Genomic DNA, 25568 nt, shown 5'->3' with positions numbered 1-25568 from the left:
TATGAAAATAATTGTTAGCGTCAAGCGCGTTATTGATTACAACGTAAAAGTACGCGTGAAGTCTGATAATTCAGACGTAGATTTGAGCAATGTAAAAATGGCTCTTAATCCCTTTTGTGAAATTGCCGTTGAAGAGGCAATACGTCTAAAAGAAGCTGGCATAGCTTCTGAAATAGTGGTGGTTTCAATTGGTCCTAATGCCGTTCAGGAACAGCTACGTACTGCCATGGCGCTTGGTGCGGATCGCGCTATTCATATCGAAACTGACAGCCAACCTGAGCCATTAAATGTCGCTAAGCTGCTTGCCAAAGTAATGGAAGTTGAGGCGCCAGGATTGGTGATACTAGGCAAGCAATCGATCGATTCCGATAATAATCAAGTTGGCCAGATGCTTGCCGCTTTAACTCGTCGTCCTCAGGGCACTTTTGCCTCGAAAGTAACGGTTGAAGGAGGCGATGTTCTGGTTACTCGAGAAGTTGATGGTGGTTTACGTACCTTATCATTGACACTACCAGCGATTGTTACGACAGACCTGCGTCTGAATGAACCACGTTATGCCAAATTACCAGACATCATGAAAGCTAAGCGAAAGCCTCTAGAATTAAAGACTCCAGCCGATTATGGTGTGGAGCTCAAGCAGCATATTTCACAATTAAAAGTGGAAACGCCAGCTCAGCGACAAGCAGGTATTATGCTGGACAGTGTAGACGCGTTGATCGACAAGTTGAAAAACGAAGCCAAAGTCATTTAAGGAGAATGGGATGAGTATTTTACTTATTGCTGAACACGATAATAGCACACTCAATCCAGCAACTCTTAGTGCTGTGACGGCCGCGAGTCAGCTTGGCTGTGATATTTCAATACTGGTCGCAGGTAGCGGTTGCCAGAGTGTTGCTGATGAAGCTGCAAAAGTTATGGGTATTAGTAAGGTTTTGTTGGCTGATAATGCTTGTTATGAGAAGGGGCTAGCTGAAAATCTAAGTGTCTTGATTGTTGAGCTGGCGGCTGACTATAACCATATTATTGCAGCAGCGAGCAGTACCATTAAGGATACGATGCCACGCGTTGCAGCCCTACTTGATGTTGGTCAGCTCTCAGAGATTGTTGCTGTGGAATCTGCAGATACATTTAAGCGCCCGATTTACGCTGGTAATGCTATCGCAACAGTGCAATCTCTAGATGCGGTCAAGGTTATAACCGTTCGGGCTTCAGCTTTTGAGAAGGCTAAGGCGGAAGGTGGAAATGCAAATACTGAGGTTGTAGATGTTGTCTTCGATATAGGGGGCTCGCGTTTCGTTAGTGAAGAGTTGGTTAAATCAGGCCGCCCAGAGTTGACCGCAGCAAGTGCAGTAATTTCCGGTGGAAGGGGGCTGGGCTCTGCTGAGAACTTTAGCTTGCTTGAAAAGGTTGCTGACAAACTAGGAGCCGCGGTCGGTGCGTCCCGTGCAGCGGTGGATGCGGGTTTTGTAAGCAATGATCTGCAAGTTGGTCAGACCGGAAAAATTGTGGCACCAGAGTTATATATTGCAGTGGGGATTTCTGGTGCGATTCAGCATTTAGCTGGAATGAAAGAATCTAAAGTGATTGTAGCTATCAATAAGGATGGAGAAGCGCCAATTTTCCAAGTGGCTGATTATGGCTTGGTAGGTGATTTGTTTGAGATTCTACCTGAACTGGAAGCAAAGCTCTAAAACTGCCGTCAGAATTTCTAATCACACGCTTTAGGATCAAATGTGGCATACGGTGCTCGAGCTATTACTAGGGATGGGTTTAATTCTCTGCCAAAGATGACATTTCCTGGTGGGGTATTGATCGGTTGCAACGCCGGCATTCTCAATTTCAGTAAGATTAAAGAGACTCACACAGCCATGAAATCGGGCATGTTGGCTGGTGAAGCTATGTTTGAAGCAATCGCTGAGGGGAATGAAGGCGGCTCTGTACTGAATAGCTTCAGTGACAAATTTAAGTCTAGTTGGGCTTATGATGAACTGTTTCGCTCCCGCAATTTTGGAGCATCGATGCATAAATTCGGACCGATTCTCGGAGGCGCTTTTAATTTTGTTGGCCAGTACAACTGATGGGATTAATTATTGGGTTGACAGTTCTAGAAGCCACTCCCGTAAAGCCGAAACAGTAGGAGATTGGTCTTGATGAGGAGTGATGTGTAGAGAGTAGTCATATTTCAGTGCATCTACTTTTGACGGACTGAAAGGCATAATTAATGATCCGTTTGTAAGTTCATCTTCAACGAGACAAGAAGGCACCAATGCAATTCCAATTCCAGCGATAGCGGCTTGGAGTACATGAGAAGTCATTTCGAATTGAGGGCCAAGACGTATATTAGTTGTTGAAAGATCATGGACAGAAAACCATTGGAACCAATCGTCAGGCCTTGTAGATACTTGTAAAAGCGTATGTAATCCGGCATCAGATGGCGTGTTGAAAGGAACTCTTTCATGCAATGCTGGGCTAATTACTGGAACTAGATAGCCCTTGACTAGAGGATAGGATGCCATTCCAGGCCAAGCTCGTCCACCACCACTTATAGCGCAGTCCATTCCCTCTAATTCCATATTAAATTGGCGGATTTTTGCATGTATGTGTACAAGAATGTTGGGATGTTTAACATAGAAATCTGCCAAACGCGGCATTAACCATTTTGCTGCGAAAGTTGGTAAGCAGGCGAGGTTAATTGATGTTGCTGTGGATTTATATGTGTTTAAATTTTGTGATGCATTACGTATTCGTTGAAGTCCGCTGCTTACTTCTCTCATGTACATCGCGCCAGCTTCGTTCAATTGTAACTGCTTGCCATTTCGGTGAAAGAGTTCAACTTCCAGTAAGTCTTCCAAAGATTGTATGTGTCTGCTTATAACGCTTTGTGTGAGAGAAAGCTCTTTAGCTGCTAATGTAAAGCTAAGATTTCTTGCTGCAGATTCAAAAGCTAATAGCCAAGGCATAGATGGAGTAAGTCGGCGTGGGTTTGTTGATTTATTAGTCATATATTTACTCTATAGACCTCTATTCCATTTTGGATCGAATTTTGGGTAAGTTCGAATGTAGTGACTTAACTGGACTTTTCTAGACACTTCTAAGCCTTAGTCAATGTTCTCTCGGTTGGTGCTTATACTCTTCATTCATTGGAGAGTGGCCAAAGATATCAGACCGAAAAACCTTCGGCTTTTTTCATAATATCATCCAAATGCGGTTTTATTGCTTGCGATGAAATGTTAGTTATAGTTGTCCATTACTCAAAGTGTTTATATGAGACATCGTACCATGCTTTTGTCTTCGCAAGGCTAGGAGGAAAGTGTTGTTTAAACACTAAACTGTAATTCATGACAGTGTACGAAATGATTTGTATTTTGAGCTTGGTGATCGAATTGAATTCGTAAAGATCTCTGAAAATATATATGAAGTAAACGCTGCGTGGATTCTCCCAGAGTTTACTGGGTATCAGTCATTTTTTCACTGTTAGTGACGTTTCTACTTTGACGTTACACCGCTAAATTTGCATCGCTAACACAAGAATTAGAGCGATTTTTAGCTCCCCTTATATAAAGGCAAGTGTTATCTAACCTCGCTATAATTGCTTGCACTTCAGCTTGTTGACTAGTTAACATCGTATCTATTTTACCCAACTCATCATTCCTTCCTGTTAAAAGATAAGTTGAAATTAAATATCTAGATTTTGAATTATTTTCTATTATTAGCTTTCTTAAAGGTGATGAGCATGCCTTTGCTTAAATAATACTAACCATACTAAATGTCAGACAGGTTTTAAATACTCCGTCACTTGCTAGATTCGAGCTGTAAAAATCTATTGGAATAAAAAGAAGATTTTCTCGCGAAACTAATGGTTTTTTAGCTCGCATTGTGGTCTTTTTCGTTTTTTATTCGACCTAAGGTAAGCTATAAACGGATTAGTGCTCAATCATTTTTCCACTGTGATAAAAAATTAGAGTTATGTAGAAATCAACCAAATAAAATGAACCACCCTTACATTTTTTGACCATTCCTCTTCAAAGTTTTCCATATTTTTTCTTTTACAATAAATTATCAAACGCCTGTTTTTTTATATCTAAAATTCAAATAAGATTGTTATTTTGACCCATTAAATTATATTTTTTTAGCCAAGGGTTTTAACAAAATTATAATTTTTATAGGTAATATCACCATGTAAGTCAGTTATTTTAATTAGTCTTAAATTTCCGGTTGAGATGATTTAAATAGAGTTGAATATGTGTTTTTTATATTAAGGAAGGTGTTAAAAAATAAATTATATTTATAAATTTGTATGTATTTTAAATGTAAGTTTTAATGTTTATATTTAATTATTTGTTAAATATAAAATCTATTTATAATTGTGTATTTATGTATTTTTTATGGTGTATTTATGTATTTTTTATGGTGTATTTATGTAATTATTTTGAAATTTCGTTTTCTTATTTATATTTTATTGTTTTAATGTTAAACAATATTTATTTTGAAGTATTTATAGATGATTGTAAGTCTATATATTATTTAAATTTATAGTTTTTAAGGATTTTTTTGATGCCGGCTAAAAATTTGTTATCTGATTTGTTTGTAGAAACACTTGAGCAAGCAATAGATAGTGTGGTTGTAATTAATCCTGAAAATGATATCGTTTTTTACAATTATTCAGCAGAAAAATTTTGGGGGTACAAAAGAAAAGAAGTCATCGGAAAAAATGTAAAAATTCTTGTCCCTGATAGCATTAAACCTAATCATGATAATTATGTTAATGCTAATCGAAATGCCGGTGCGAATAAAATTGTCGGTACCAACCGAGATGTTGAGATAGTTTGCAAAGATGGTTCGAAAAAATGGGGATCAATGTCCATATCAAAAGTTAATGTTGACGGTGTTTTTTTGTACACTGCTTTTATTCAAGATGTAACATCTTCTGTTATTGAACGTAAGCGTGTTGAAATGCTTTCTTTAGTAACGGATAAAACTGGTAACGCAATATTGATTACTGACGCTTCTTGGAAAGTTGTTTACATTAATGAGGGCTTTTCGACTCTTTTAGGATATGAAAATGACGATCTTTTGGGTCATACGCCCACTTCTGTTATTGCTCCGCACTTTAGTGAAGACCGAATTATAGAATTAAGAGAGACATTGGTAAACGGCGTTGAGGTTAAGATTGATGAACTTATTAAGAGTAAATGTGGAAAAAAAATCTGGTGTTCTGTGATGATTGATCCTGCTTTTAATGAAGCTGGAGAGCTCACTAACATTGTCGCAATTTTATCCGATATTACTCAAACAAAAATTCATGAAGTATTGCACTCCAAAATTGTTGGCTCTCTAGCTAGAGATGAGCCTTTAGAGATGATTATGGAATCTGTTTGTCATGAAATTAGTCGGTTAGTCGACGACATTACTCCTGCAATTTTATTAGTCAATGGTAATTATCTGCAACTTTTATCCTCTCCAAAATTACCGAGTGAATACAAGAAGTTTTTACAAAAAACTCCATTGGGTAGTGATGTTGCTTCTTCAGGCACTGAGGCATATCTCAGTCTGCCAGTACTTGTTACTGATAGTGAAAGCGCTCCATTATGGGATAATTTTAGGGGACCTATCTTACCCTTACCTTGCGGTTATAAAGGTTGTTGGTCCTCTCCCATTATAGGTAGTCAAGATGAATCTGTAGGTGTAATTGCTTTTTATAGAAAAGACAATCATCCTCCATCATTATTTGAACGGCAACTAGTAAAGGTACTTGCTCCGTTATGTTCTTTAGCTTTCGATAGGGAGAAACAGCGTGAAAATATAAGACATCTTGCCTATTATGATAGTTTAACAAAGTTGCCAAATAGAAGTGTTTTGCATGCTCGTGCAGAACAGGCTCTAAAGAATGTTGAAAAAAATAATGATGTTCTTGCTGTGCTCTTTATAGATTTAGATCGTTTTAAGTTAGTTAATGATTCTTTTGGGCATCATGTAGGCGATAAATTACTTATTGAGATCGCTGCAAGAATAAATAAAAAATGTTTAAACTCAGATATTTGTGGACGTTTAGCAGGAGATGAATTTTTATTAGTTGTTTTGGGGAAAAGCTCCAGTGATCTAAATTATTTTATTGAAGATTTAAGGTTGTCATTTTCTCATCCAATAGAGATTAATGGTTCTAAAATCATACCCTCTGCTAGCATTGGTATAAGCATTTTTCCTGAAGATGGTCATGATATTAGTACTCTAATTCATCGTGCAGATATGGCAATGTATCAAGCTAAAAAACAGGGGAAAGGACGATTTTCTTTTTTTAGTCATGAATTAAATCAATTGGCAATCGAAAGGCAAGAGCTCGAAGTTGAACTTCAAAAAGCAATATCAAATAACCAGTTAGAGCTAAATTATCAGCCTCAAATTAAAATGAATACAGGCAGTTTGTATGGAGTTGAAGCGCTGGCTAGATGGAATCATCCTAAGTTTGGTGCTGTTCCACCTACACGTTTTATAAAAATTGCAGAAGAATGCGGATTGATTACTGATCTTAGTCGTTGGGTATTGAGAGAGGCATGCCGTCAAATGTCAGTTTGGCGAAAAAAAGGTATATTTATTCCTACTATATCTGTGAATTTATCCCCACTTAATTTTCATGACGTTGATCTTTGTAATTTAATAATAAGTGAATTGGAATATCATAACCTAAAAGTATTAGATCTTACTCTAGAGATAACAGAAAGTGTCTTACTTGATACAAATCCAAGAACAATCCAAGTTCTAAATGATATTCATAATAAAGGTATTAGTCTTTCAATTGATGATTTTGGAACAGGATACTCTAGTCTTAGCTACTTAAGAAAAATCCCTTTTAAAGAGTTAAAATTAGACAAGAGTTTTGTTTCTGAACTTGAAACAGATGATATTAGTCGAGCCTTAAGCCTGGCAGTGCTGCATATAGGGTATAGCTTAAAGTTAGATGTCGTGGCCGAAGGTGTTGAAAGTCAAGAGCAATGTAGCATTTTAAAAGAGCTAGGCTACGGTATTGCACAAGGTTTTTTGTTTTCTAAGGCGCTTAATTCAATTGAAATTGAAACATGGCTGAATAACTCTCAGATAGAAGTCATATCTAATGAAAAAATACATGTCGTTTCTTAGTAAGTAATTATAAAGTTGGATTATTTAGTTAGGGGGAATATGATTAAAAATAGTCGATATTTTTTACTTATCCAAAGTAAAAATAAAAAGCCTTTACTGTTAGTAATCATTCAAAGAGCCGGGGCTTTTTGTGATTTAAAACGATCTGTAAAGTATAAAATTTTTATACTGCTTCTTAAAACTCTCTTATTTTTCGAAACGTTAGGAAGGTAGTTTTATTGGGCAATGCAGCATGTTTTTCCAGACATTTACTACCGTTAGAGTCAGGCACCAAATAGGTGCCTATACTTATTGTTCAGATTAAATTATTCATTAATAAAAGCCTTCAATAAAGCCGCTAAATTATCTCCTAGAATTGGAGAAATATAACCACCTTCTTGTACGATTAATATTGGTAGATTAAGTGCTTTCACGCGCTGTCCAATTTCTGAAAAGCCTGCGGTTGTTAAACCTAACATGTCAATTGGATCTTGTTCAGAGGCATCGAGGCCTAAGGCTAGGATGATGACATCTGGAGAGTAGGCTTTAAGTTGGTCAATTGCTTTCTCAAGGACAGACATATAATCATTATCAGATGTACCTTCGGGAATCGGATAGTTGATATTAAAACCATAACCTTGGCCTTCACCCTTTTCATGTTCATATCCCCAAAAATGTGGATAGCAAATAGCAGGGTCAGCATGTATTGAGATTGTCATAACATCGCGACGATTCCAAAATATTGCCTGGGTTCCATTTCCGTGATGTAGATCCACATCTAATATAGCAACTCTATCAAAGTCTTTTAATAATCTTTCAGCGGCAATAGCAGAATTGTTTAATATGCAAAAACCTGCGGCAGCATCCGAATGGGCATGATGGCCAGGTGGGCGGCAAGCAGCATACGCAGTACTGGATTTTCCTGTTGCTATGCAGTCTGCAGCACTAATGGCTGTTTGTGCTGATGCGTAAGCTCCCAACCAGCTTTCTTCCCCAATTGGACAAGATAAATCCATAATATGCCATCCGATTTGACCAATAGTATCTTTGGGATATGAAGGAGTGTGTTTTACTGGGTGACTTTCAGGAAAAATCTCGGAGCTAGGCTCAGATAATAAAGCCCATTTAGGATAGATAGTTTTTAAAAAAAATAAATAATTTGGTGTATGAACTGCAGAGATAAATGACATGCCAAAATCATTAGCTTCTTCCAAGGGGATATTAAGCTCATTTATTACCTTTATAAAAACGTCTTCTCGCTCTGGGATTTCTTTTGCAGGTGTTGGTTTGCCATGTTTAATATAAAATTTAGGGCTGTGTTTATTTTGGTTTTTATGATAGAAGGCTTTCAAAGTATTTCTCCATAAAGTTTATTATTGATAATAGGGCAGATGACATTATTTAAAAGCTTTACTATTTAATATGATGAACAAGTGTTTAATCAATTATTTCTAACAGTAATTCAGCACCAAAACCAGTTTTTCCTGCCGATTAAAATAACAAAATGGCACGACCATTTTAGGTCTTTATGCGTATTTTAGGTCTTTATGTTAAACTAAGTGTAACACCTAATGTGGTACTCACATGGCCATCATGACAGAAAAAAAATCAGTCGAAAAACAATAAGCCTCTAAGGTTTCTCTAAATTTGATCTGCGCCATATTTTTTTAGTTCTCATATTTTCATATCCTTTGCATATCTAATAAAATAGAAAAACGTATTTTTTATACGGTTTCTTTATTAATAAAAACTTTAAAAAATGTTTTAGGATAATCAGGAGTTAAGATGCTTACGCAGAAAATTTTGAGTCCGTTCCTGATCAGGGTTACTAAATAACTTCTGAGGAGCGCATTCTTCAACAACGACACCACCATCCATGAACATAGCCCAATCTGAAACATCACGTGCAAATCCCATTTCGTGTGTCACGATCAACATGGTCATTTGCTCTTCAGCTAGGCTTTGCATTACCTGATTAACTTCTTCAACAAGCTCTGGGTCTAAAGCAGAAGTCGCTTCATCAAATAGCATTACTTTAGGCTCCATTGCTAAAGCTCGAGCAATAGCGACTCGTTGCTTTTGACCACCTGATAACCAATTTGGAAATACATCAGCTTTACTGGCAAGACCTACTCTATTAAGCAACTCCATACCAAGTTCTCTAGCTATTTTTGGGGGCATTTTTTTAAGTTTTCTAGGTGCTAAAGTGATGTTATCAATTGTAGATAAATGGGGGAAAAGGTTAAAGTGTTGGAAAACCATACCCATATTCTGGCGTATATGGTTAATATGCCGCTCAAATTGCAAACCTTTCATATCGGGCCGATTAACTTGCACTCCATCAAGAAGAATATTACCTTGATCAATTACTTCAAGGTGATTCACAGAGCGCAATAATGTACTTTTACCAGATCCAGAAGGGCCAATAATAGAGACTATTTTTCCTCTATTAACCGTTAAGTTGATGCCTTTTAGAACTTCCAAGTCGCCAAAACTTTTGTGAACATCACGAATTTCAATCATCGGTTCGTCTTTATTTCGTTCTGTATTCATTTCCGTTCTACCTTAATTATAAAATTGGTGAAGTTTTAACGACGATACGCTGTTTCACGTTCAAGCCAAACTTGTCCTAGTTCCATAAATATATTGATTAGATAATACATTGCAGCGATGACAATAAAGAATTCAAATGGTCTGAAAGACACACTTATTGCATACTGAGAGGCATACACTAATTCAGCAACCCCAATTGCTGATAAAACCGACGTGTCTTTTACCATCAAGATCATATTGTTTCCTAATTGAGGGATAGAGCGAATAAAAGCTTGTGGGACGATAATATAAAAAATAGTAGCTGCATGTCCGAATCCGAGAGATCGTGATGCTTCATATTGTCCATTTGATACTGACTTTATAGTCGCTACGAAGATGTCAGCATTATATGCCATATAATGAAAACCTAGTCCGAGTATGCCAACTAATATGGCGGGAATCAGAATCCATTCGCCAAGACCAAAATATAAAAAATAGAGCTGGAGTAATAAGGGCGTTGTCATGAATAGCCAGATAAAAAAGCGTAGGGGCCAACTCACTATTTTATTAATATAAATAGATATCACCGCTACTAATAAACCACCTACAATTGACATAAAAGCAACGATAACAGCAACAAGAGAACCCACTCCAACCCCTTTTAATAAGGTAGGAAAATAAGTTATTACCGGAGTGAAATCAAATTCCATTTCTGGAACCTCCTATAGGGTTGTATAACGCATTGCACGACGATAGGCTAATTCAATAATTCCCATTACCGCATAAATTATGATGACATACATAAACGCACTAAGCGTAAATATCTCTAAGGGTTTATAGGTAGAACCAATCAAACGTTGTGCTTGATAAGTTAATTCAACCACCGATATTATAGAAACCAATGAAGAGTTTTTGATCAACACGATGGCTAATATCCCGATAGAGCGGATCATCAGTGCAGCTGATTGCGGTAGTATAATAGATACTAAAGTTTGAACTTTCCCAAAACCTAGAGACCTTGAGGCTTCTACTTGGCCGCTATCAACAGACTCAATAGAGCCCCTAATAGCTTCGCTCATATAGGCCGCAATATTGAATGCACCGACGACAACTCCGCACGTAATGGGGTCAAGCCTTAAGCCAATACTTGGTCCACCATAAAACACTAATAATAGCTGCACGAAATATGGCGTTCCTCGGATGACACTAATATAGCCACGAGCAAACCAGCGTATAGGTGCAAATTGAAAAGACTGTAAAAAAACCAGTCCGCACGCAATAAAGAAGCCAAAAAATAATGAGCGGATAGAAATATCGATCGTGATCCACGCTGCTTTGACTAGCAACGGAGTAACCTCGATCATCAAATTGAAATCCATGAGCTTACCTTTGTTTTTCGTTATTAAGCTGCTACGTACAATGTAACTTCTTAATGAGAAGTATTAGCGTGAAAAAAGATCAGCGCATTAAATGCGATGATCTTTCCCATGGTCTTTACTGGATATTGGCACCTTTACCAATCCATTGATCTACAATTGCCTGGTAAGTACCATCGGACTTGATCTCTTTTAAAGCAGAATTTAAAGCAGCAAGTAACTGAGGCTTATTTTTTTGAATAGAAATTGCGGCTGGAAAGCGAGGTAAAGGACCTACATCGACTATTTTAATATCGCTTTTGTTTTCTCTAATGGCCACCATGACAGGTACGTCATCAGCAATCATTATATCAATGCGGCCTGTATTAAGAGCATTCATCATGTCAGGTAAGCCTTGAAAGGTTTGGTTACGCCATTTACCATCGGCTTTTTCTACTGCCCACTGGTTACCTGTTTCACCTAAAGTAGAGCCAACACGCTTACCAGAAAAATCTGCAAGACTACTCACATCATTAGTATTACTTTTTACCCAGACTGCTAAGCCAGCACTATAGTAAGAGTCTGTGAAAGCGACGGCTTTTCTACGTTCTTCGGTATCACTCATACTACAAATACAGGCGTCAAAACGACCACCGGCTAGAGCTGCAATAATGCCATTCCAAGGAGATGACTGAACATTAACTTTAACTCCCATCTTTTCAGCTAGAGCCTCGGCAATATCTACATCAAAGCCGACTAACTCACCTTGAGTATTGACAAAACTAAACGGAGGATAAGCACCTGAATTGACCACTTGAAGTACATCACCACGGATTTCATCTAGGTCACGTGCGTATGTTGACGTGGAAACCATAGCGGTAGCACCAGAGATGACGGCTGCAAGCATAAAAGTTTGTGATATTTTTTTTGTGAATTTTTTCATATTTTGTTCCTTTCTTTTCAGTTTATTATGATAGACGGCGCACATTATTGTGCATCGCAATTTTTATACTGATTTATTATTATTTTATCTTTTAACTCTCTTTTTATTCGTTTTTAATATTTCTAATATCAATACCTGCTCTTATATGGAGTATTATTTATTCTATTTTATTTGCTCGAAAGCAGTAAAACTTTCGTCCAATAAGGTAATTATTTCATCAATATCTTCACTGGTTACGGTTAGTGGCGGTGTAATTAATACATGGTCTCCTGCTAAACCATTTAAACAACGTCTTGGGTAAATAAGTAAGCCGCGTTTCTTGGCTAGAGTTGTGATTTTTTCAAAGGCATTAAACGATGGTGGATAAGGTTCTTTGGTTATCTTGTTTTGTACGAGTTCTAGACCTTGAAGCAAGCCAATGCCACGTATATCACCAATACAATTATGCTTAAGGGCCAGTAGTTCAAGTTGCTGATGAAGATAGGTGCCTTGTTTTGAAGAATTACTGATCAGTTGTTCAGTATTCATTACATCAATAACAGCAAGGCCGGTGGCGCATGCTAGAGGGTTTCCTGCGTATGTATGACCATGCATGAAACCACCACTAAGGTCTACAACATCGACTAACTCTTTTCGCGCCATCATAGCCGCTATAGGGTAATAACCAGAACCTAAGCCTTTGGCCAATGTTAAAATATCAGGTGCTATGCCGAAATGTTGATAAGCAAACCATTTTCCTGTGCGTCCCATACCACTGAGTACTTCGTCCATAATTAATAGACAACCATATCGATCACACAAAGCACGCAACCCTTCCATATAACGTTTGGTGACCATGCGTCCACCAGTACTGGCTCTAAGACAATGCCAGCTATTGTGTCTGCACCTGCTGTTAAAATAGCGTTCTCAGTCTGTATCAGTACTGTTGTGATGTGTTCTTCAATGTTGGCTTCTTTGTAGCGGTATAAATCTGGAGAGGGCACTTTTATAGAACTAATAGAAATTGAGCGATATGGTGCCTCTAATGGTTCGTACCCAGTTAAACCTAAGGCTCCAAGAGTGCTACCGTGATACGAAGGACTTAAGGATATAAACTTGCAGCGTTTTGGTTGGCTACTAGCGACAAAATACTGTACTGCTAGCTTTATTGCGCTTTCGACAGCTTCTGAACCACTACCAACAAAGAAAACTTTATCCAAGTCACCTTCAGTTATATTGACAAGTTGATCTGCTAAATCTACAGCAACTTGACTTTCGAATTGAGTTCGATAGCTAAAAGCAATTTTATTTAGTTGTTCAGACATTGCCTGTATTACGGTCGGATGGTTGTGTCCAATATTACAAGTAATAGCACCTGAGCAACCATCTATGTAGCGATGTCCTTGTGTATCCCAGATATAAATACCATTTGCATGACTGACAACCGGCATATCGTTATTGGTCAAGTAGAATAAAGCGTTATTAGTCATTACATTTCCTATTGTCAGGTGCATGACGGTGTTTTTCGACTGAATTCATTATATGTACAAGTAAAAATTTATTTCAATGAAATATATTAGTTAATTTGTTTGATTTTGGATTATTTTGCCATTTATCTGAAAATATATTAGCTGTACTTATACCTTATATTATTTTATATAATTTGACCTTTCATTCTGTGGGAAATACATTTGATCGATCAAATGTAAAAATGTCTTTAACCGAGAATTTAAGCGTTAAATAAGAGTGCGTAATATGAAAATATACAGTCATGAAAATCAAAAGTTACATAAGCCTAAAAGCTTTTATTCTCGGGGTAAAATACATCAACCTCAAGAAAAGCCAGAGAGATTAACTGCTTTATTAAGAGCTCCTGAAGCCATGGGTTTAAACGTAATAGATGCTAAAGAAATTGGCATTGATCCAATTCTAGCAGTACATGACTTTGGTTATGTGGAGTTTCTAAAAAATGGCTATGATGAATGGATTGCTTTAGAGGATGAGGTAGGAGAAGAGGTTCAGACATCAATCTATATGCCACATAATAACTTTGGGCTTGGTATTTTAGCTAAAGCGGCTAAATATCAAGCGGATGGTAGTGCTCCTATAGGAAAATACACATGGACATCTATTTATTGGTCTGCTCAAACTGCATTAAATGCAGCTGATGCATTATTAAAAGAGGGAGAGCCGTCAAATAAAGTACAGATATGTCTAACAAGGCCTGCTGGACATCATGCGCGAAAAAGTGCAGCAGGTGGTTTTTGTTATTTGAATAATGCTGCAATTATTGCTGAGTATTTAAAACCAAAATTTAAAAAAATTGCCATCATAGATACAGATATGCACCATGGACAGGGAATACAGGAGATTTTTTATAACCGTAAAGACGTTTTATATGCTTCAGTACATGGTAGCCCTATCAATTTTTATCCGATAGTTTCTGGGCATGAGCACGAAAAAGGAGAAGGAGAGGGTTATGGGTATAACAATAACTTTCCAATGCCTCATGGAACAGATGAAGACGGATTTTTCAACTATGTTGATAAAGCAATTGATAAAGTAAAATTATTTAATCCAGACGTTGTTATTCACGTTCTAGGTTTTGATGTTTATAAAGATGATCCGCAAGCTAAATGTAATGTTAGTACAAATGGTTTTTTTAGATTGTCAAAAAAACTAAAGGCACTTAATAAGCCCATTATTATTTTGGTAGAAGGTGGTTACTGTATTGAAAAGCTGAATGAAAACCTTCAAGCATTTATATCTGGTTTCACCTTAGATGAATAACACTTTGCATTTTTATGTCTAGGTATATGTGAATTTATACACAGATTGGGAAAAGGATATGTTATGCGCTATGAGGTTATTGTTGTTGGTGCAGGTATGGTTGGAACGTCTATAGCTTGGCACCTTCAGGAAAAAAAAACTAAGGTTCTATTAATAGATAGAAAGTCACCAGGATCAGAAACATCATATGGTAACGCCGGTCTGATTCAGCGAGAGGCGATCCACATACATCCTTTTCCAAGACAGCTATTTGAACTGTTGAAAATAGTGCCTAACAACAATACCAGTATTCGTTATCGTTGGCCTGCACTTCTACATTATCGACAAGCTCTACTCCAGTACTGGCAATTTTCATCTCAACATTTAATCCAAAAAATAGAAAAAGAATGGCAGACTCTAATTGAGCATTGCACATGTGAACATCAAAAGATGATTACAGCCGCCAATGTTGAAAACCTCATTCGGCGTGATGGTTGGATTGAGATCCATAGAACCGAGACTAAATTTAAAGCGGCTGTTGAAGTTGCTAAAAAAAGTTGTGATCAAGGTGTTAATCATCAGATTCTTTCTTTGAAAGAATTGCAAAAATTAGAGCCTCATTGCAACTTTAAAGGGGTAGTTGGAGCAATACATTGGTTAAATTCTTGGCAGGTTTCAAACCCTGGAGCATTGGTTAAATTCTTGGCAGGTTTCAAACCCTGGAGCATTGGTTAAAGCCTATGCTAAAAGCTTCCAAAACATGGGAGGAGAGATAAGAGATAGTGATGTTAAAAAAATTCTTCCAGATGGCGATGGGTGGCAGATAATAACGGATGACGGTATTTTTTACTGTAATCACATAGTTGTTGCTGCCGGGCCTTGGTCGAATCAGCTGATAAAGCCTTTAGGGTATGATTTTCCTTTATTTCCAATGCGTGGTTATCACCAACACTTTAAAGTTCAAAACGAAAACACAATTAATCACAGCTTGGTCGAAGTCGACAAAGGATTTGTTATGGGGCCTATGCAACAAGGCATTCGTATTACTACTGGGGCTGAGATGACCTTAATAGACGCGAAAAAAAATGTAGGACAACTGTCTGATGTAGTGGCTTTCGCAAAAAAAATCTTACCTTTAAATAATAGCGTTGAAAATGAACCATGGTGTGGCTCTAGACCTTGTATGCCAGATATGAAACCTGTAATTGGTGCTGCTGGTAAGCATGCTAATTTATGGCTCGCATTTGGACATGGCCACCAAGGCTTCACATTAGGGCCGATTACAGGTCGTATTATTGAAGAGTTAATTCATAATAAACCGACAATAGTTGACGTTAGTCCATTTAATGCTCAGCGATTTTCTAAAATAGAATGATTTTTTACTACCTAGAGGAAGAATAATGCAAAAGTTTCATAGCAATCAGCGTATGAGCCAAATAGTGACCCATAATCATACGATATATTTATCAGGTCAAGTTGGTGCTATTGATGAGGATGTGTCAGAACAAACATTAACTTGTTTGAAAAAAATACAAGCGCTATTAGAAGAAATGGGTAGTGACAAATCGAAAATATTGTCAGCAACGGTATGGTTGAAAAGTATGACCGATTTTAAAGCAATGAATGCAGTTTGGGACAAGTGGTTTGATGGTACTTTACCGCCAGCTAGAGCATGTGGCGAGTCGGTTCTAGCCCATCCTGATTTGTTGGTAGAAATCACAGTGATTGCTGCTGAATAAGAAGTTGCGTATACGCTGTATGATCATTGGCTGATGACAAACAGTCTGCTAATGATCATGCATTTCTACTTGAAAAGAAGACAAATTTCTTAAATTTTAAAGAATAGTATAAATAATAAAATAAAAATCTGTGTAGTATCTAACTATATTGTAGTATCCGTTACAATAGGGTGAAAAAATGTATCGTGCTGTGTGATTGTCGGTGTAAAAACCATAGCCTTCGATTTGCATTTTTCAGTTATAAAAACACGATAATATAAGTGCTTTGATTATTATGATACAACAGAAATTAGCAGATAATTTGAATTGGACACTACTTCATGTGCTTATTGTTATATATGAAGAAGGGAGTGTTAGTGCTGCTGCTAATCGTTTGAACATCACTCAATCGGCTGTCAGTCAAAGCTTAAAGAAGCTTGAAGAGAAAATTGACAGTCAACTTGTTATCCGCAATACCAAACCTTTAAAGCTTACTCCAATGGGTCACTATTGTTTGAAAGTTGCTCAAACAATTTTCACAGAAATTACTTCCATTGAGGCGATGAAAGGAATTAACTCACATTTATTAGAAGGTGAGATTAAGATTTTGGTGGCTAGTCGAATTCACAATCCAAAATATAATAATTTTTTAGTCTATTTTAAAAGAAAGTATCCTAATATAACGTTGAATATGAACGTTAAATCTAGTCTGGATATTTTAAGTGATATTGAGCAAAAAAATCCTGCAATTGGTATTTGTTTAGGAAGATATACCCCTGAAGTAATTAACCATAAACTATTGTTTGAACAGCGATATTATTTGTATTGTGGGTATCATCATCCTCTATTTGATGCTATTGATTTGAGTCTAGATAGTTTATTAAAAGAAGAGTTTATTGCTTTATTGTGTGAAGATATTGGCGATGTTCTTTCACCAATTACTTTATTCAAGGAAGCCCATGGTTTAAATGGTCGTATTAGTGCTTATACTAATAATCTAGATGAAGCTGTCCGCCTCATTTATACTGGATATGGTATTGGAGCATTGCCTGATCAATTTATTGAAGCGACCCATCTAGAATCCAAGCTTAGACGCTTACCTCCTGAAGACGGCGTGGCTGATATCCCTGTTCATATTTATTGGCATAAAACCCGAGCCTTGTCACTTATAGAGTCTAAGTTTATTGAAGAAATAGTAGCGTTTTATGGCTCTTGATCTACAAACGCCAATTTAACCTTATAACGTTCTTGTTAATGTATTGATATAGGCGTCTGTTGTGTCCCATTGCTCTGATATTACTTTGTCTGCATGCGGAGAACTTGAATACGTGGGTAAGCTAAAAGCAGGGTTGCTTACATTAAGCCGGTGATTTTTTTTGCTCATCGAAACTGTTCGGCTGCTTGTACTGTAAGGATGTGTTGTTACCATCACTTTCAAGTATTACTAGATATGGTTGGAGCTTTTCCTTGTCATTGCTATTTAATGAACAAGATTGTTTTGTGGCTTTGTCTATACATACAACTGTTGTACGTCCTACTACGCAAAGTTTCTCGTATTGAAACATTTCTTGATAAAAAGTAATCGACTTGCTGCCAGTGCGTTCCACATAAGTATTGACGATGACATCATCACCATGAAGTACTTCTTTTTTGAAATCGATAGAAATATTAGCAACCACCCAAGGCTGTATTATTTCAAGGGCTGATCGGCAGAAATCGGAGCGTGATTCGGCCATCCAAACAGGAAAAACGGTATTGCTTATATGTCCTAATTTATCTGTTTCAGAAAATCTAGGTTTTATTATTGTAGTATGAAACATAGTTGATCTCTGTAGGGTAAAGCGTTAGTTGCAATAAATTCATTTTAGAGTAAAAATTTTTAGTGTTCGCCTATTTGTGCATATTAACATCTCTCATTAGATAGCCAAATTAACTACGCTGCTACACTAGGTTTAACTCTATGTGTGTTTTTCTTAACTACGAGGATGATCCTACGGAAGCCTATATTGATGCTAGAGATAAAATGACTGGGGAAGAAAAAGCCGAAGTTCGCGAAGAAATTCGCAAGCTTGATAAGGCATTCCCTGAGCATTTCGCGTCACTATACAAAGGGGATCCAAAGTTCTCCGGCTGTCCTTATCATGAGACTCTGAAAAAATATATTCCTACTCAAGAAAAAGTTGTTTCCGATGAGTTACATGAAATTGAGAAACAATCGGGTGTTATTGAGTAAGGCTAATATATGAACGATATTCAATCGATATGAATGCACAAAAAGACCGAACATAACGTTTGGTCTTTTTATTATTCTGCCACTGAAGATGAAGAGTAGATATTGTTTGGTACCTCTTTATTGCTTGTCGCGCCATCATCATTCGATTTCATCAATACATGGGTTCACTTTTAAGGGCTTGATCAAAGGCTAGTTACTGATAGCTTTGTTTCTAATAAAAATAAAACACAGCTAGTTAGTGGATGTATCTATGATTGATCGCTTTCATGACAATGGCATGAGTGCCTTGTTGAAATTCAAAATTCCTCACTTACGTCTTGGTCTTGTTGCCGTTTCTTTATTGACCACGTCGGTTGCTATTCAGGCTGAAACTGTATCCTCCAGCCTTAGTCGCCCTAATATATTGTTGATTATGGCAGATGATTTGGGCTATTCAGATCTGAGTGCTTTTGGTAGTGAAATAAACACCCCAAATATTGATGCTTTGGCAGCACATGGTCGTATTCTAACTAATTTTCACACCGCAGCTGTGTGTTCGCCTACTCGGGCAAGTCTGATGACAGGGGTTGATCATCATCTAGCGGGTATCGGTAATATGGGTGAGGTTGTAGGGCTGAATATTGTTCAGAATAAGCCAATCAATGCGCCTTGGGGAGCATCGAATAGCTATGATTTTGATAATATTCCTGAAGGCTATCATGGTCATATAAGTGAAAAAACAGCCACTATGCCAGAGTTGCTCTCTGATGCTGGTTATCATACTTATATGGTAGGGAAATGGCATTTAGCTTACGACGTGAAAGCCCCCGATAAAGATCACAAACGCTGGTATCGTGTTAATAAAAGTGCACTGCCTTACGTGAGAGGGTTTGAGAAAAGCTATACCTTAGTGGATGGTGGCGGGTCACATTTTGCTCCACCAGCCGTGCCTACTCCGCTTGATCTAACCATGTATGCTGAAAATGATCGTTTATTTCCTGCCACGCAATTACCAAAAGACTTTTATTCCACTGAGTTCTATACCAATAAGCTAATTGATTATATTGATTCGAGTCGTGGCGATGGTAAACCTTTCTTTGCCTACGCAGCCTATACGGCTCCTCATTGGCCATTACAAGCGCCGCAAGTGGATATTGATGCTCAAAAAGGTCGATATGATGAAGGCTATGATGCCATCAGAGAAAAGCGGATTTCCAGAATGAAGGCCTTAGGTTTAATTAAGGATGTTAACCAAGTTGCCGCAGAGTCTATTGGTCCAAAACGTTGGAAAGAACTAACGGAAGAAGAGAAGCTTAAAGAAGCCAAAAACATGGAAATTTATGCGGCTATGGTAAGCAATCTAGACCGCCATATAGGAAAGCTAGTCGCTCATCTGAAAGACATTAATGAATACGATAATACCTTGATCCTATTTATGTCTGACAATGGGGCAGAAGGCGCGCCAGCTTTCATGTTGCCAATTCCTGGTACCAAGGTAGATAACTCATTAGATAATATGGGTAAGCAAGGTTCCGTTGTGGCGTATGGGCCTCGTTGGGCTGAAGTGAGTGCTGCACCATTTCGTTTATTTAAAGGTTTTACTGGTGCAGAAGGGGCGACAGCCTCACCTTTTATTGTGAAGTTAAACGGTCAAAATGAGCATAGACCCAATTCGAATGCTCGCCTGCAGGTTGTAGATATTTTACCTACCGTATTAGATGTTGCTGGCGTCGATCTACCGAGTACACGCTATAAGGATAAAGAGATTTACCCACCTAAAGGCGTGTCATTTTTATCTGCCTTACAAAAATCAGGAAGTTTTACTGACGTTCATCCGAAAGGAAGTGTGTTGGCAGATGAGTTGATGGGAGCCAGTTATCTGGTTCGTGATAACTGGAAGTTGAGTCAGCAAGCGCCTTTAAGTAGTACGCCAGTGTTCACAAAGGATGTTCCTTTTGCCTTGTATGATATCTCTAAAGATCGTGGGGAGACGAAAGACTTGTCAGCTGAATATCCTGATGTGTTGGCTGATATGAAAGAAGAGTTCCGCGAATACATTCGCCAAAATAACGTCGTGGAGCATGCTGCTTCCTACAATGGTAGATAACATATTCGTTGTTGGAGATACTATGAATCACAAGGTAATAGAGCGAATAAGTAACTTCGGTGTCATGGCAAAGCCGAGTAGTTCGGTCTGCAATATTGACTGTACCTACTGTTTCTATCTAGAGAAAGAGCACCTTTATCCGGATAGAAAAAAACAGTGGCGTATGAACAATACCACGCTAGAAAATTACATACGTGAGCAAATTCAGTCTCAGCAAGGAGATGTTATTGACTTTGTATGGCAGGGAGGCGAGCCCACGTTGTTAGGGGTGGACTTCTTTCGCCAGGCAATAGCTTTTCAAGAGCAATATCGCGGTTATAAAACAGTGACTAATTCCTTGCAAACCAATGCGACTTTGCTTGATAAGGAGTGGGCTTTATTTTTCAAAGAACACCATTTTTTAATTGGTGTTTCTATCGATGGTGATCGAATTAGTAACGATACCTATCGTCTTTCCCGTAAAGGTAAAAGCACCTTTGACGAAACGCTGAACGGCCTTGCGTTACTTAAAAAACATAATGTGGATTTTAATACGCTAACGGTCGTGAATGCAGAAAACGTTAAGCGGCCATTGAATGTATATGCGTTTCTAAAACGTATTGGTAGTCGATATATGCAATTCATTCCCTTGGTTGAGCGTAAAGCCATTGTCCCAGATAGCCATGGCTTAACCTTGATTCAACCGACATTTGCTGGCGAATCAAATCTTGCTGAATGGTCTGTCCCAGCTAAAGCGTATGGCAAGTTTTTGAATACGATTTTTGATCATTGGATACAAAACGATTTGGGCGAAGTCTTCGTGATGAACTTTGAGCAAACCATGAGTCAGCTTGTTGGTCGTCCGGGGGCTTGTGTGTTTAGTGAAACGTGCGGTAATGGCTTAGCAATGGAGTCTAACGGAGATGTGTATTCATGCGATCACTATGTTTACCCTGAGCATAAGTTAGGTAACGTTAATGAAACATCGTTGATTGAACTGGTTAATTTGCCGAAAAACCTTAAATTTGGTCAAGATAAACTCAGTAGTATCAGTGTCGATTGTCATCAATGTGAAGTACGTTCCGTGTGTCATGGTGGCTGTCCAAAACACCGATTTGAGTCTTCTAGTGATGGACTATTTAATCGTAATTATCTTTGTGATGGCTTTAAATCGCATTTTTCTCATGCCGTACCGAAAATGTCTGAAACCATAAGCTTGTTGAGCCACCAGTTGCCAATGAAAAAGGTAAAGCAAGAGATAAAGCGAAGGTTTTATTCATAGCGTAAGGCGTTACTAAAGATGCTTTTTTCAGTTAGTAGCGTGCCAAATAGTACTTACAAATTGAGATCTGGTTTCTTACGTTGTCTAAAGATTCATAAAATTTTTTTAAGACCTTTCGATCAGATCGAATGGTTGATTCTGTTTAAAGGTTTTTTATGAAAAGCTGTAGTGGTCTATATTTAATGTGTTTTTTTAAATGTTAATAGATTGTTTATTTTGTTACTTATGTTAGTTCATTGATTAAATATAAATAAATATAAAATGGTTTTTATGGGGCTATCTAATTTGATTTTGGCTTTAATATTTTTTAATTAAATTCAGATGAAAATTTATTAATTATAAAATTACCATTTATAAATTATAAGTATTTTTTTTGTTCGATAAATGATCTGGCACTATTATAAAAATTAGAGGTGTAAGCATGGCGTTATTTGAATATTTTCCAAATTATGTATGGAACTTATCTGTTTCTATTGCAGTAGAAAGCGGAGCTAGAATTGGCGAAATCATCGATATGTGCAAGCCACTTCGCGAAGCTGCAGAGAAAGGAGACGACGCAGGTACTGATGAGTTTCTCCTGCAGTGGGTGAAAATGGCGGACAAACTGATTGGTCTAGCCGATGAAGATGAAGCGAAAGGTTGTTATTTTTCTGCGGGTAGTAAATTAAAAAGAGCCGCACTGTACCTCATGGTTGCCGAAAGAATGCAGGGGCAGGGTCATCCCAATCGCATGGCAACATGGGACAAGGCGCAGGCTACTTTCCGAAAAAGCATCCAATTTAGTAAAGACAATTGTGAATACGTAGAGGTTCCGCTGGAAAATGGTGGCACGATGCCAGCTCTGTATGTTCGAGCTCCTGGTGATGGTCCTCATCCTACCGTGGTTTATTGTAACGGTTTGGATAGCTGTAAAGAGATGCTCTATTGGTCAAACCTACCACAAGCATTGGCTAAGCGAGGCATATCAACCCTTTGTGTTGATCAGCCTGGCACTGGTGAAACCTTGCGTACGTATGGGCTGCCTGCTGTTGCTAATAGCGAAGTCTGGGCGTCGAAGGCAATTGATTGGTTAGAACAGCAAGATGATGTTGATACAGCTCGTATCGGCATGACGGGGATATCGCTAGGTGGTCATTTTGCGCCGCGAGCTGTTGCTTTCGAACCTAGATTTGCTGCGGGTGCAGTGTGGGGAGCTAACCACAACTGGGCAGAAGTACAGCAAAAACGTCTAAAGCGCGAGGGTGAAAACCCAGTTCCGCATTACTGGGCACATGTTATGTGGGTATTTGGCGCGACGGATATGGAAGATTTTTTTGCCAAAGCGGAAGGTATGAATCTGAATGGCGTTATGGAAAAAATAAAGGTTCCTTTCCTAGTTACTCATGGTGAAAAAGATCGTCAGATCAATCTTGACTACGCTTATCAAAGTTACGACCAGCTCGTCAACTCACCAAATCGTGAATTTAAAATCTTTACCGAGCGTGAAGGCGGTGTCGAGCATGTTGGCGCAGATAATATGAGTTTTGGCTGCGATTATATTGCAGATTGGTTCGCTAAAACATTGGGTGGAAAACAGGGGTAAGAGAGCTATGTCACGTCAATTTATTGATCTATCTATCTATCTTGAAAACGATGTTATTACAGATCCACCGTTTATGCGCCCAGAGATCACATATCAGACGCACGCAGAAACAGTCCCTGAAGCGAATCACTTTTTTCCTGGTGTGGCGGCAGATGAATTCCCAGGTGGTCACGGGTTTGCTGCTGCTGAAACAGTGAAACTCACGACACATAATGGCACACATTTGGATGCTCCTTGGCACTTTCATCCTACAATGAACAACGGTGAAAGGGCGATTACCATTGATGAAGTGCCATTGGATTGGTGCTTTCGTCCGGGAGTAAAACTGGATTTTCGTCATTTTGAAAACGGTTATGTAGTAACCGCTGCTGATGTCGAGGCGGAACTGAAACGCATTGGATATGAGCTGCAACCTATGGATATCGTATTGATCAATACTGCGGCAGGAAGTGCTGTAGGAGATCCAGATTTTTGTAATATCGGTTGTGGTATGGGCTATGAAGCCACTATGTATTTATTAGAGCGCGGTGTACGAGTAACTGGTACTGATGCTTGGTCTTGGGATGCACCTTTTAGCCATACTGCTAAACGAGTTGCGGAAACTGGTGATAACTCTCTTATCTGGGAAGGGCATAAAGCTGGTAGAGACATAGGCTATTGTCATTTGGAAAAACTGCATAACCTCGAAGCTTTGCCTGCTTTTGGTTATACCGTATCCTGTTTTCCTCATAAAGTGCGTGGTGGTTCCGCTGGCTGGACTCGCGCTGTTGCTATTATCGATAACTGAGTGCACGGCATGGCATTTTTCATCAATAAAACTATGAAAAGTGTCCAACACTCTAGATAGGGAGTAAAGCGCATGTTTTGCTCCCTTGCCCTAGAATAAAATGAAACGCACTGCTGTTTAGTAGTTTATGCGAATAGTGAATAAAACCTTTCTATAAACGAACTCTTTCGAATGACAGAGCTTTGTTTATTCTACATCCATGTTGATCGCCGCTTCTTTTAATGTATTTCGTAACCAAATAAGCCCTTCATCATTATTTCTGTATTGATGCCACTGAACGCATTGCTTCATTGGGGGAATATCAAAAGGTAAAGGCAGTATTTTGAGTGGCCATACTTTGGCCATTTTTGTTGCCAATCTCGCATGAATAGTGGCGATATTTTCTGAACCTATGACCAAGGCTGGTAAAGAAGCAAAACTAAAGGTAGTGGCGATTACGTTTCGTTTAATGCCGTATTTTTGGGCGAATGAGGTCCCAAAAAAATCTTTTTTAGTTGCCTCTGGTCGCATTAGGACGTGGCCTGCTGCTGCGTATTTTTCTGCGGTCAATTCCCCTGATGCAATCTTGCTGTGTTCCCATACGACACAAACAAATTCTTCTTCATAGAGTATGTCACAGGGATGCTCAGTGGACATGAAGTCGGATGGAATGATGAGTAAATCGGCTTTACCTTGTTCAAGCTGCTCATGTGGGTTATTTGCTACTTGTGCTAAAAGCTGAAAGCGAGCCGTGCTTTTTTGTTTGCCCACTATTTCTAACGCGTGAGGTACAAGTACTGTCTGTGTGTAATCTGAGCAGAAAATGCTAAAGATCCGATCCGTAGTTTGAGGCTCAAAACTAGGTTGTACAAGAATAGTGCTTTCGATGTTGTTTAAGGCGTTACGAACACTGACTTTTAGGTTTTCTCCTAAAGGAGTAATAACCATTCTTCGACCGATTTGTGTTAACAGGTCGTCTTCAAAATAATCTCGTAATCTGGACAGGGAATTACTTAAGGCTGAGGGGCTCATGTTGAGCTTTTCTGCGCCTTTGGTGATGCTTTGTTCAGTGAGCAGAGTATCCAAAGCTACCAATAGATTGAGGTCGAGTTTTTTAAATCGCATAGGTATTCTCGTTAGTTCTTGTTTTTATGATCTTTCGATAATATCGAATGATTGTGTCTATTTGAAGTTTTTTTTCGAATGGTTATGGCGATTTTTATCGGTCAGG

21 protein-coding genes and 2 pseudogenes are annotated in these 25568 nt (G+C 38.3%); 14 read left to right on the top strand and 9 right to left on the bottom strand.

Annotation, left to right across the window (positions count from 1 at the left end):
• Nucleotide 1 precedes the first annotated feature (1 nt).
• From CCS02_RS09165 to CCS02_RS09155, 3 genes and pseudogenes are all read left to right on the top strand, one after another.
• Nucleotides 2-751, top strand: a complete 750-nt coding sequence (locus CCS02_RS09165) for an electron transfer flavoprotein subunit beta/FixA family protein (protein ID WP_100187022.1) — start codon at nt 2-4, stop codon at nt 749-751.
• A gap of 10 nt (nt 752-761) precedes the next feature.
• Complete coding sequence (locus tag CCS02_RS09160) at nt 762-1691, top strand: electron transfer flavoprotein subunit alpha/FixB family protein (RefSeq protein ID WP_100187021.1); 930 nt, start codon at nt 762-764, stop codon at nt 1689-1691.
• A 33-nt stretch (nt 1692-1724) separates the two neighbouring features.
• Nucleotides 1725-2069 (top strand): annotated as a pseudogene (locus CCS02_RS09155) (NAD(P)/FAD-dependent oxidoreductase); the annotation flags it as partial.
• Between the two features lie 18 nt (nt 2070-2087).
• Here the strand turns inward: CCS02_RS09155 and CCS02_RS09150 are convergent.
• Nucleotides 2088-3002: a LysR substrate-binding domain-containing protein gene (locus tag CCS02_RS09150; protein ID WP_100187020.1), complete on the bottom strand. Its 915-nt coding sequence runs from the start codon at nt 3000-3002 to the stop codon at nt 2088-2090.
• 1552 nt (nt 3003-4554) lie between these two features.
• Between CCS02_RS09150 and CCS02_RS09145 the strand changes: the two genes are divergently transcribed.
• Complete coding sequence (locus CCS02_RS09145) at nt 4555-7134, top strand: EAL domain-containing protein (protein ID WP_100636390.1); 2580 nt, start codon at nt 4555-4557, stop codon at nt 7132-7134.
• Between the two features lie 305 nt (nt 7135-7439).
• Here CCS02_RS09145 and CCS02_RS09140 read toward each other — a convergent pair whose 3' ends face one another.
• The 6 genes and pseudogenes from CCS02_RS09140 to CCS02_RS09115 all read right to left on the bottom strand — a co-directional run bounded on the left by CCS02_RS09140 (nt 7440) and on the right by CCS02_RS09115 (nt 13373).
• Complete coding sequence (locus tag CCS02_RS09140) at nt 7440-8465, bottom strand: histone deacetylase family protein (protein ID WP_100636389.1); 1026 nt, start codon at nt 8463-8465, stop codon at nt 7440-7442.
• 421 nt (nt 8466-8886) lie between these two features.
• The gene (locus CCS02_RS09135; RefSeq protein WP_072838369.1) at nt 8887-9666 is read right to left on the bottom strand and encodes an amino acid ABC transporter ATP-binding protein; all 780 of its coding nucleotides are present in this window, start codon (nt 9664-9666) and stop codon (nt 8887-8889) included.
• A gap of 35 nt (nt 9667-9701) precedes the next feature.
• The gene (locus tag CCS02_RS09130) at nt 9702-10355 is read right to left on the bottom strand and encodes an amino acid ABC transporter permease (protein WP_100187017.1); all 654 of its coding nucleotides are present in this window, start codon (nt 10353-10355) and stop codon (nt 9702-9704) included.
• Nucleotides 10356-10367: 12 nt separating this feature from the next.
• Nucleotides 10368-11024 (bottom strand): amino acid ABC transporter permease, encoded by a 657-nt coding sequence (locus tag CCS02_RS09125; protein WP_072838367.1) that lies wholly within the window; start codon nt 11022-11024, stop codon nt 10368-10370.
• A gap of 115 nt (nt 11025-11139) precedes the next feature.
• Nucleotides 11140-11943: a transporter substrate-binding domain-containing protein gene (locus CCS02_RS09120; protein WP_072838366.1), complete on the bottom strand. Its 804-nt coding sequence runs from the start codon at nt 11941-11943 to the stop codon at nt 11140-11142.
• A 162-nt stretch (nt 11944-12105) separates the two neighbouring features.
• Nucleotides 12106-13373: pseudogene (locus tag CCS02_RS09115) on the bottom strand (aminotransferase family protein).
• Between the two features lie 304 nt (nt 13374-13677).
• Between CCS02_RS09115 and CCS02_RS09110 the strand changes: the two are divergent.
• The 5 genes from CCS02_RS09110 to CCS02_RS09095 all read left to right on the top strand — a co-directional run bounded on the left by CCS02_RS09110 (nt 13678) and on the right by CCS02_RS09095 (nt 17625).
• Complete coding sequence (locus CCS02_RS09110) at nt 13678-14712, top strand: histone deacetylase family protein (protein WP_072838364.1); 1035 nt, start codon at nt 13678-13680, stop codon at nt 14710-14712.
• 63 nt (nt 14713-14775) lie between these two features.
• On the top strand, nt 14776-15426 hold the full coding sequence (locus CCS02_RS22255) for an NAD(P)/FAD-dependent oxidoreductase (RefSeq protein ID WP_198515351.1): 651 nt from the start codon (nt 14776-14778) through the stop codon (nt 15424-15426).
• Nucleotides 15419-16066, top strand: a complete 648-nt coding sequence (locus CCS02_RS22250; RefSeq protein WP_198515350.1) for an NAD(P)/FAD-dependent oxidoreductase — start codon at nt 15419-15421, stop codon at nt 16064-16066. The genes CCS02_RS22255 and CCS02_RS22250 overlap by 8 nt, the downstream gene beginning before the upstream one ends.
• Nucleotides 16067-16091: 25 nt before the next feature.
• Nucleotides 16092-16430, top strand: coding sequence for a RidA family protein (locus CCS02_RS09100; RefSeq protein ID WP_100636388.1), 339 nt, complete (start codon nt 16092-16094; stop codon nt 16428-16430).
• Between the two features lie 274 nt (nt 16431-16704).
• On the top strand, nt 16705-17625 hold the full coding sequence (locus CCS02_RS09095) for a LysR family transcriptional regulator (RefSeq protein ID WP_072838361.1): 921 nt from the start codon (nt 16705-16707) through the stop codon (nt 17623-17625).
• Between the two features lie 142 nt (nt 17626-17767).
• On the opposite strand, the gene CCS02_RS09090 is transcribed toward CCS02_RS09095, so the two are convergent.
• Nucleotides 17768-18229, bottom strand: a complete 462-nt coding sequence (locus CCS02_RS09090) for an acyl-CoA thioesterase (RefSeq protein WP_100636387.1) — start codon at nt 18227-18229, stop codon at nt 17768-17770.
• Between the two features lie 140 nt (nt 18230-18369).
• On the opposite strand from CCS02_RS09090, the gene CCS02_RS09085 reads away from it, so the two are divergent.
• From CCS02_RS09085 to CCS02_RS09065, 5 genes are all read left to right on the top strand, one after another.
• Nucleotides 18370-18642, top strand: a complete 273-nt coding sequence (locus tag CCS02_RS09085) for a hypothetical protein (protein WP_100187014.1) — start codon at nt 18370-18372, stop codon at nt 18640-18642.
• Nucleotides 18643-18892: 250 nt separating this feature from the next.
• On the top strand, nt 18893-20728 hold the full coding sequence (locus CCS02_RS09080; protein ID WP_100187013.1) for an arylsulfatase: 1836 nt from the start codon (nt 18893-18895) through the stop codon (nt 20726-20728).
• A gap of 22 nt (nt 20729-20750) precedes the next feature.
• On the top strand, nt 20751-21989 hold the full coding sequence (locus CCS02_RS09075) for an anaerobic sulfatase maturase (protein WP_100187012.1): 1239 nt from the start codon (nt 20751-20753) through the stop codon (nt 21987-21989).
• Between the two features lie 421 nt (nt 21990-22410).
• On the top strand, nt 22411-23571 hold the full coding sequence (locus CCS02_RS09070; protein WP_100187011.1) for an alpha/beta hydrolase family protein: 1161 nt from the start codon (nt 22411-22413) through the stop codon (nt 23569-23571).
• A 7-nt stretch (nt 23572-23578) separates the two neighbouring features.
• Nucleotides 23579-24358: a cyclase family protein gene (locus CCS02_RS09065; RefSeq protein WP_100636386.1), complete on the top strand. Its 780-nt coding sequence runs from the start codon at nt 23579-23581 to the stop codon at nt 24356-24358.
• 186 nt (nt 24359-24544) lie between these two features.
• Here the strand turns inward: CCS02_RS09065 and CCS02_RS09060 are convergent, their stop codons facing one another.
• Nucleotides 24545-25462 (bottom strand): LysR family transcriptional regulator, encoded by a 918-nt coding sequence (locus CCS02_RS09060; RefSeq protein ID WP_100187009.1) that lies wholly within the window; start codon nt 25460-25462, stop codon nt 24545-24547.
• Nucleotides 25463-25568: the final 106 nt, after the last annotated feature.

The sequence above is a fragment of the Marinomonas sp. ef1 genome, assembly GCF_002806845.1.
GTDB classification, from domain to species: domain Bacteria; phylum Pseudomonadota; class Gammaproteobacteria; order Pseudomonadales; family Marinomonadaceae; genus Marinomonas; species Marinomonas polaris.
Note: the sequence above shows the minus strand (reverse complement) of the source record. Positions and strands in the feature narration are given on the sequence as shown.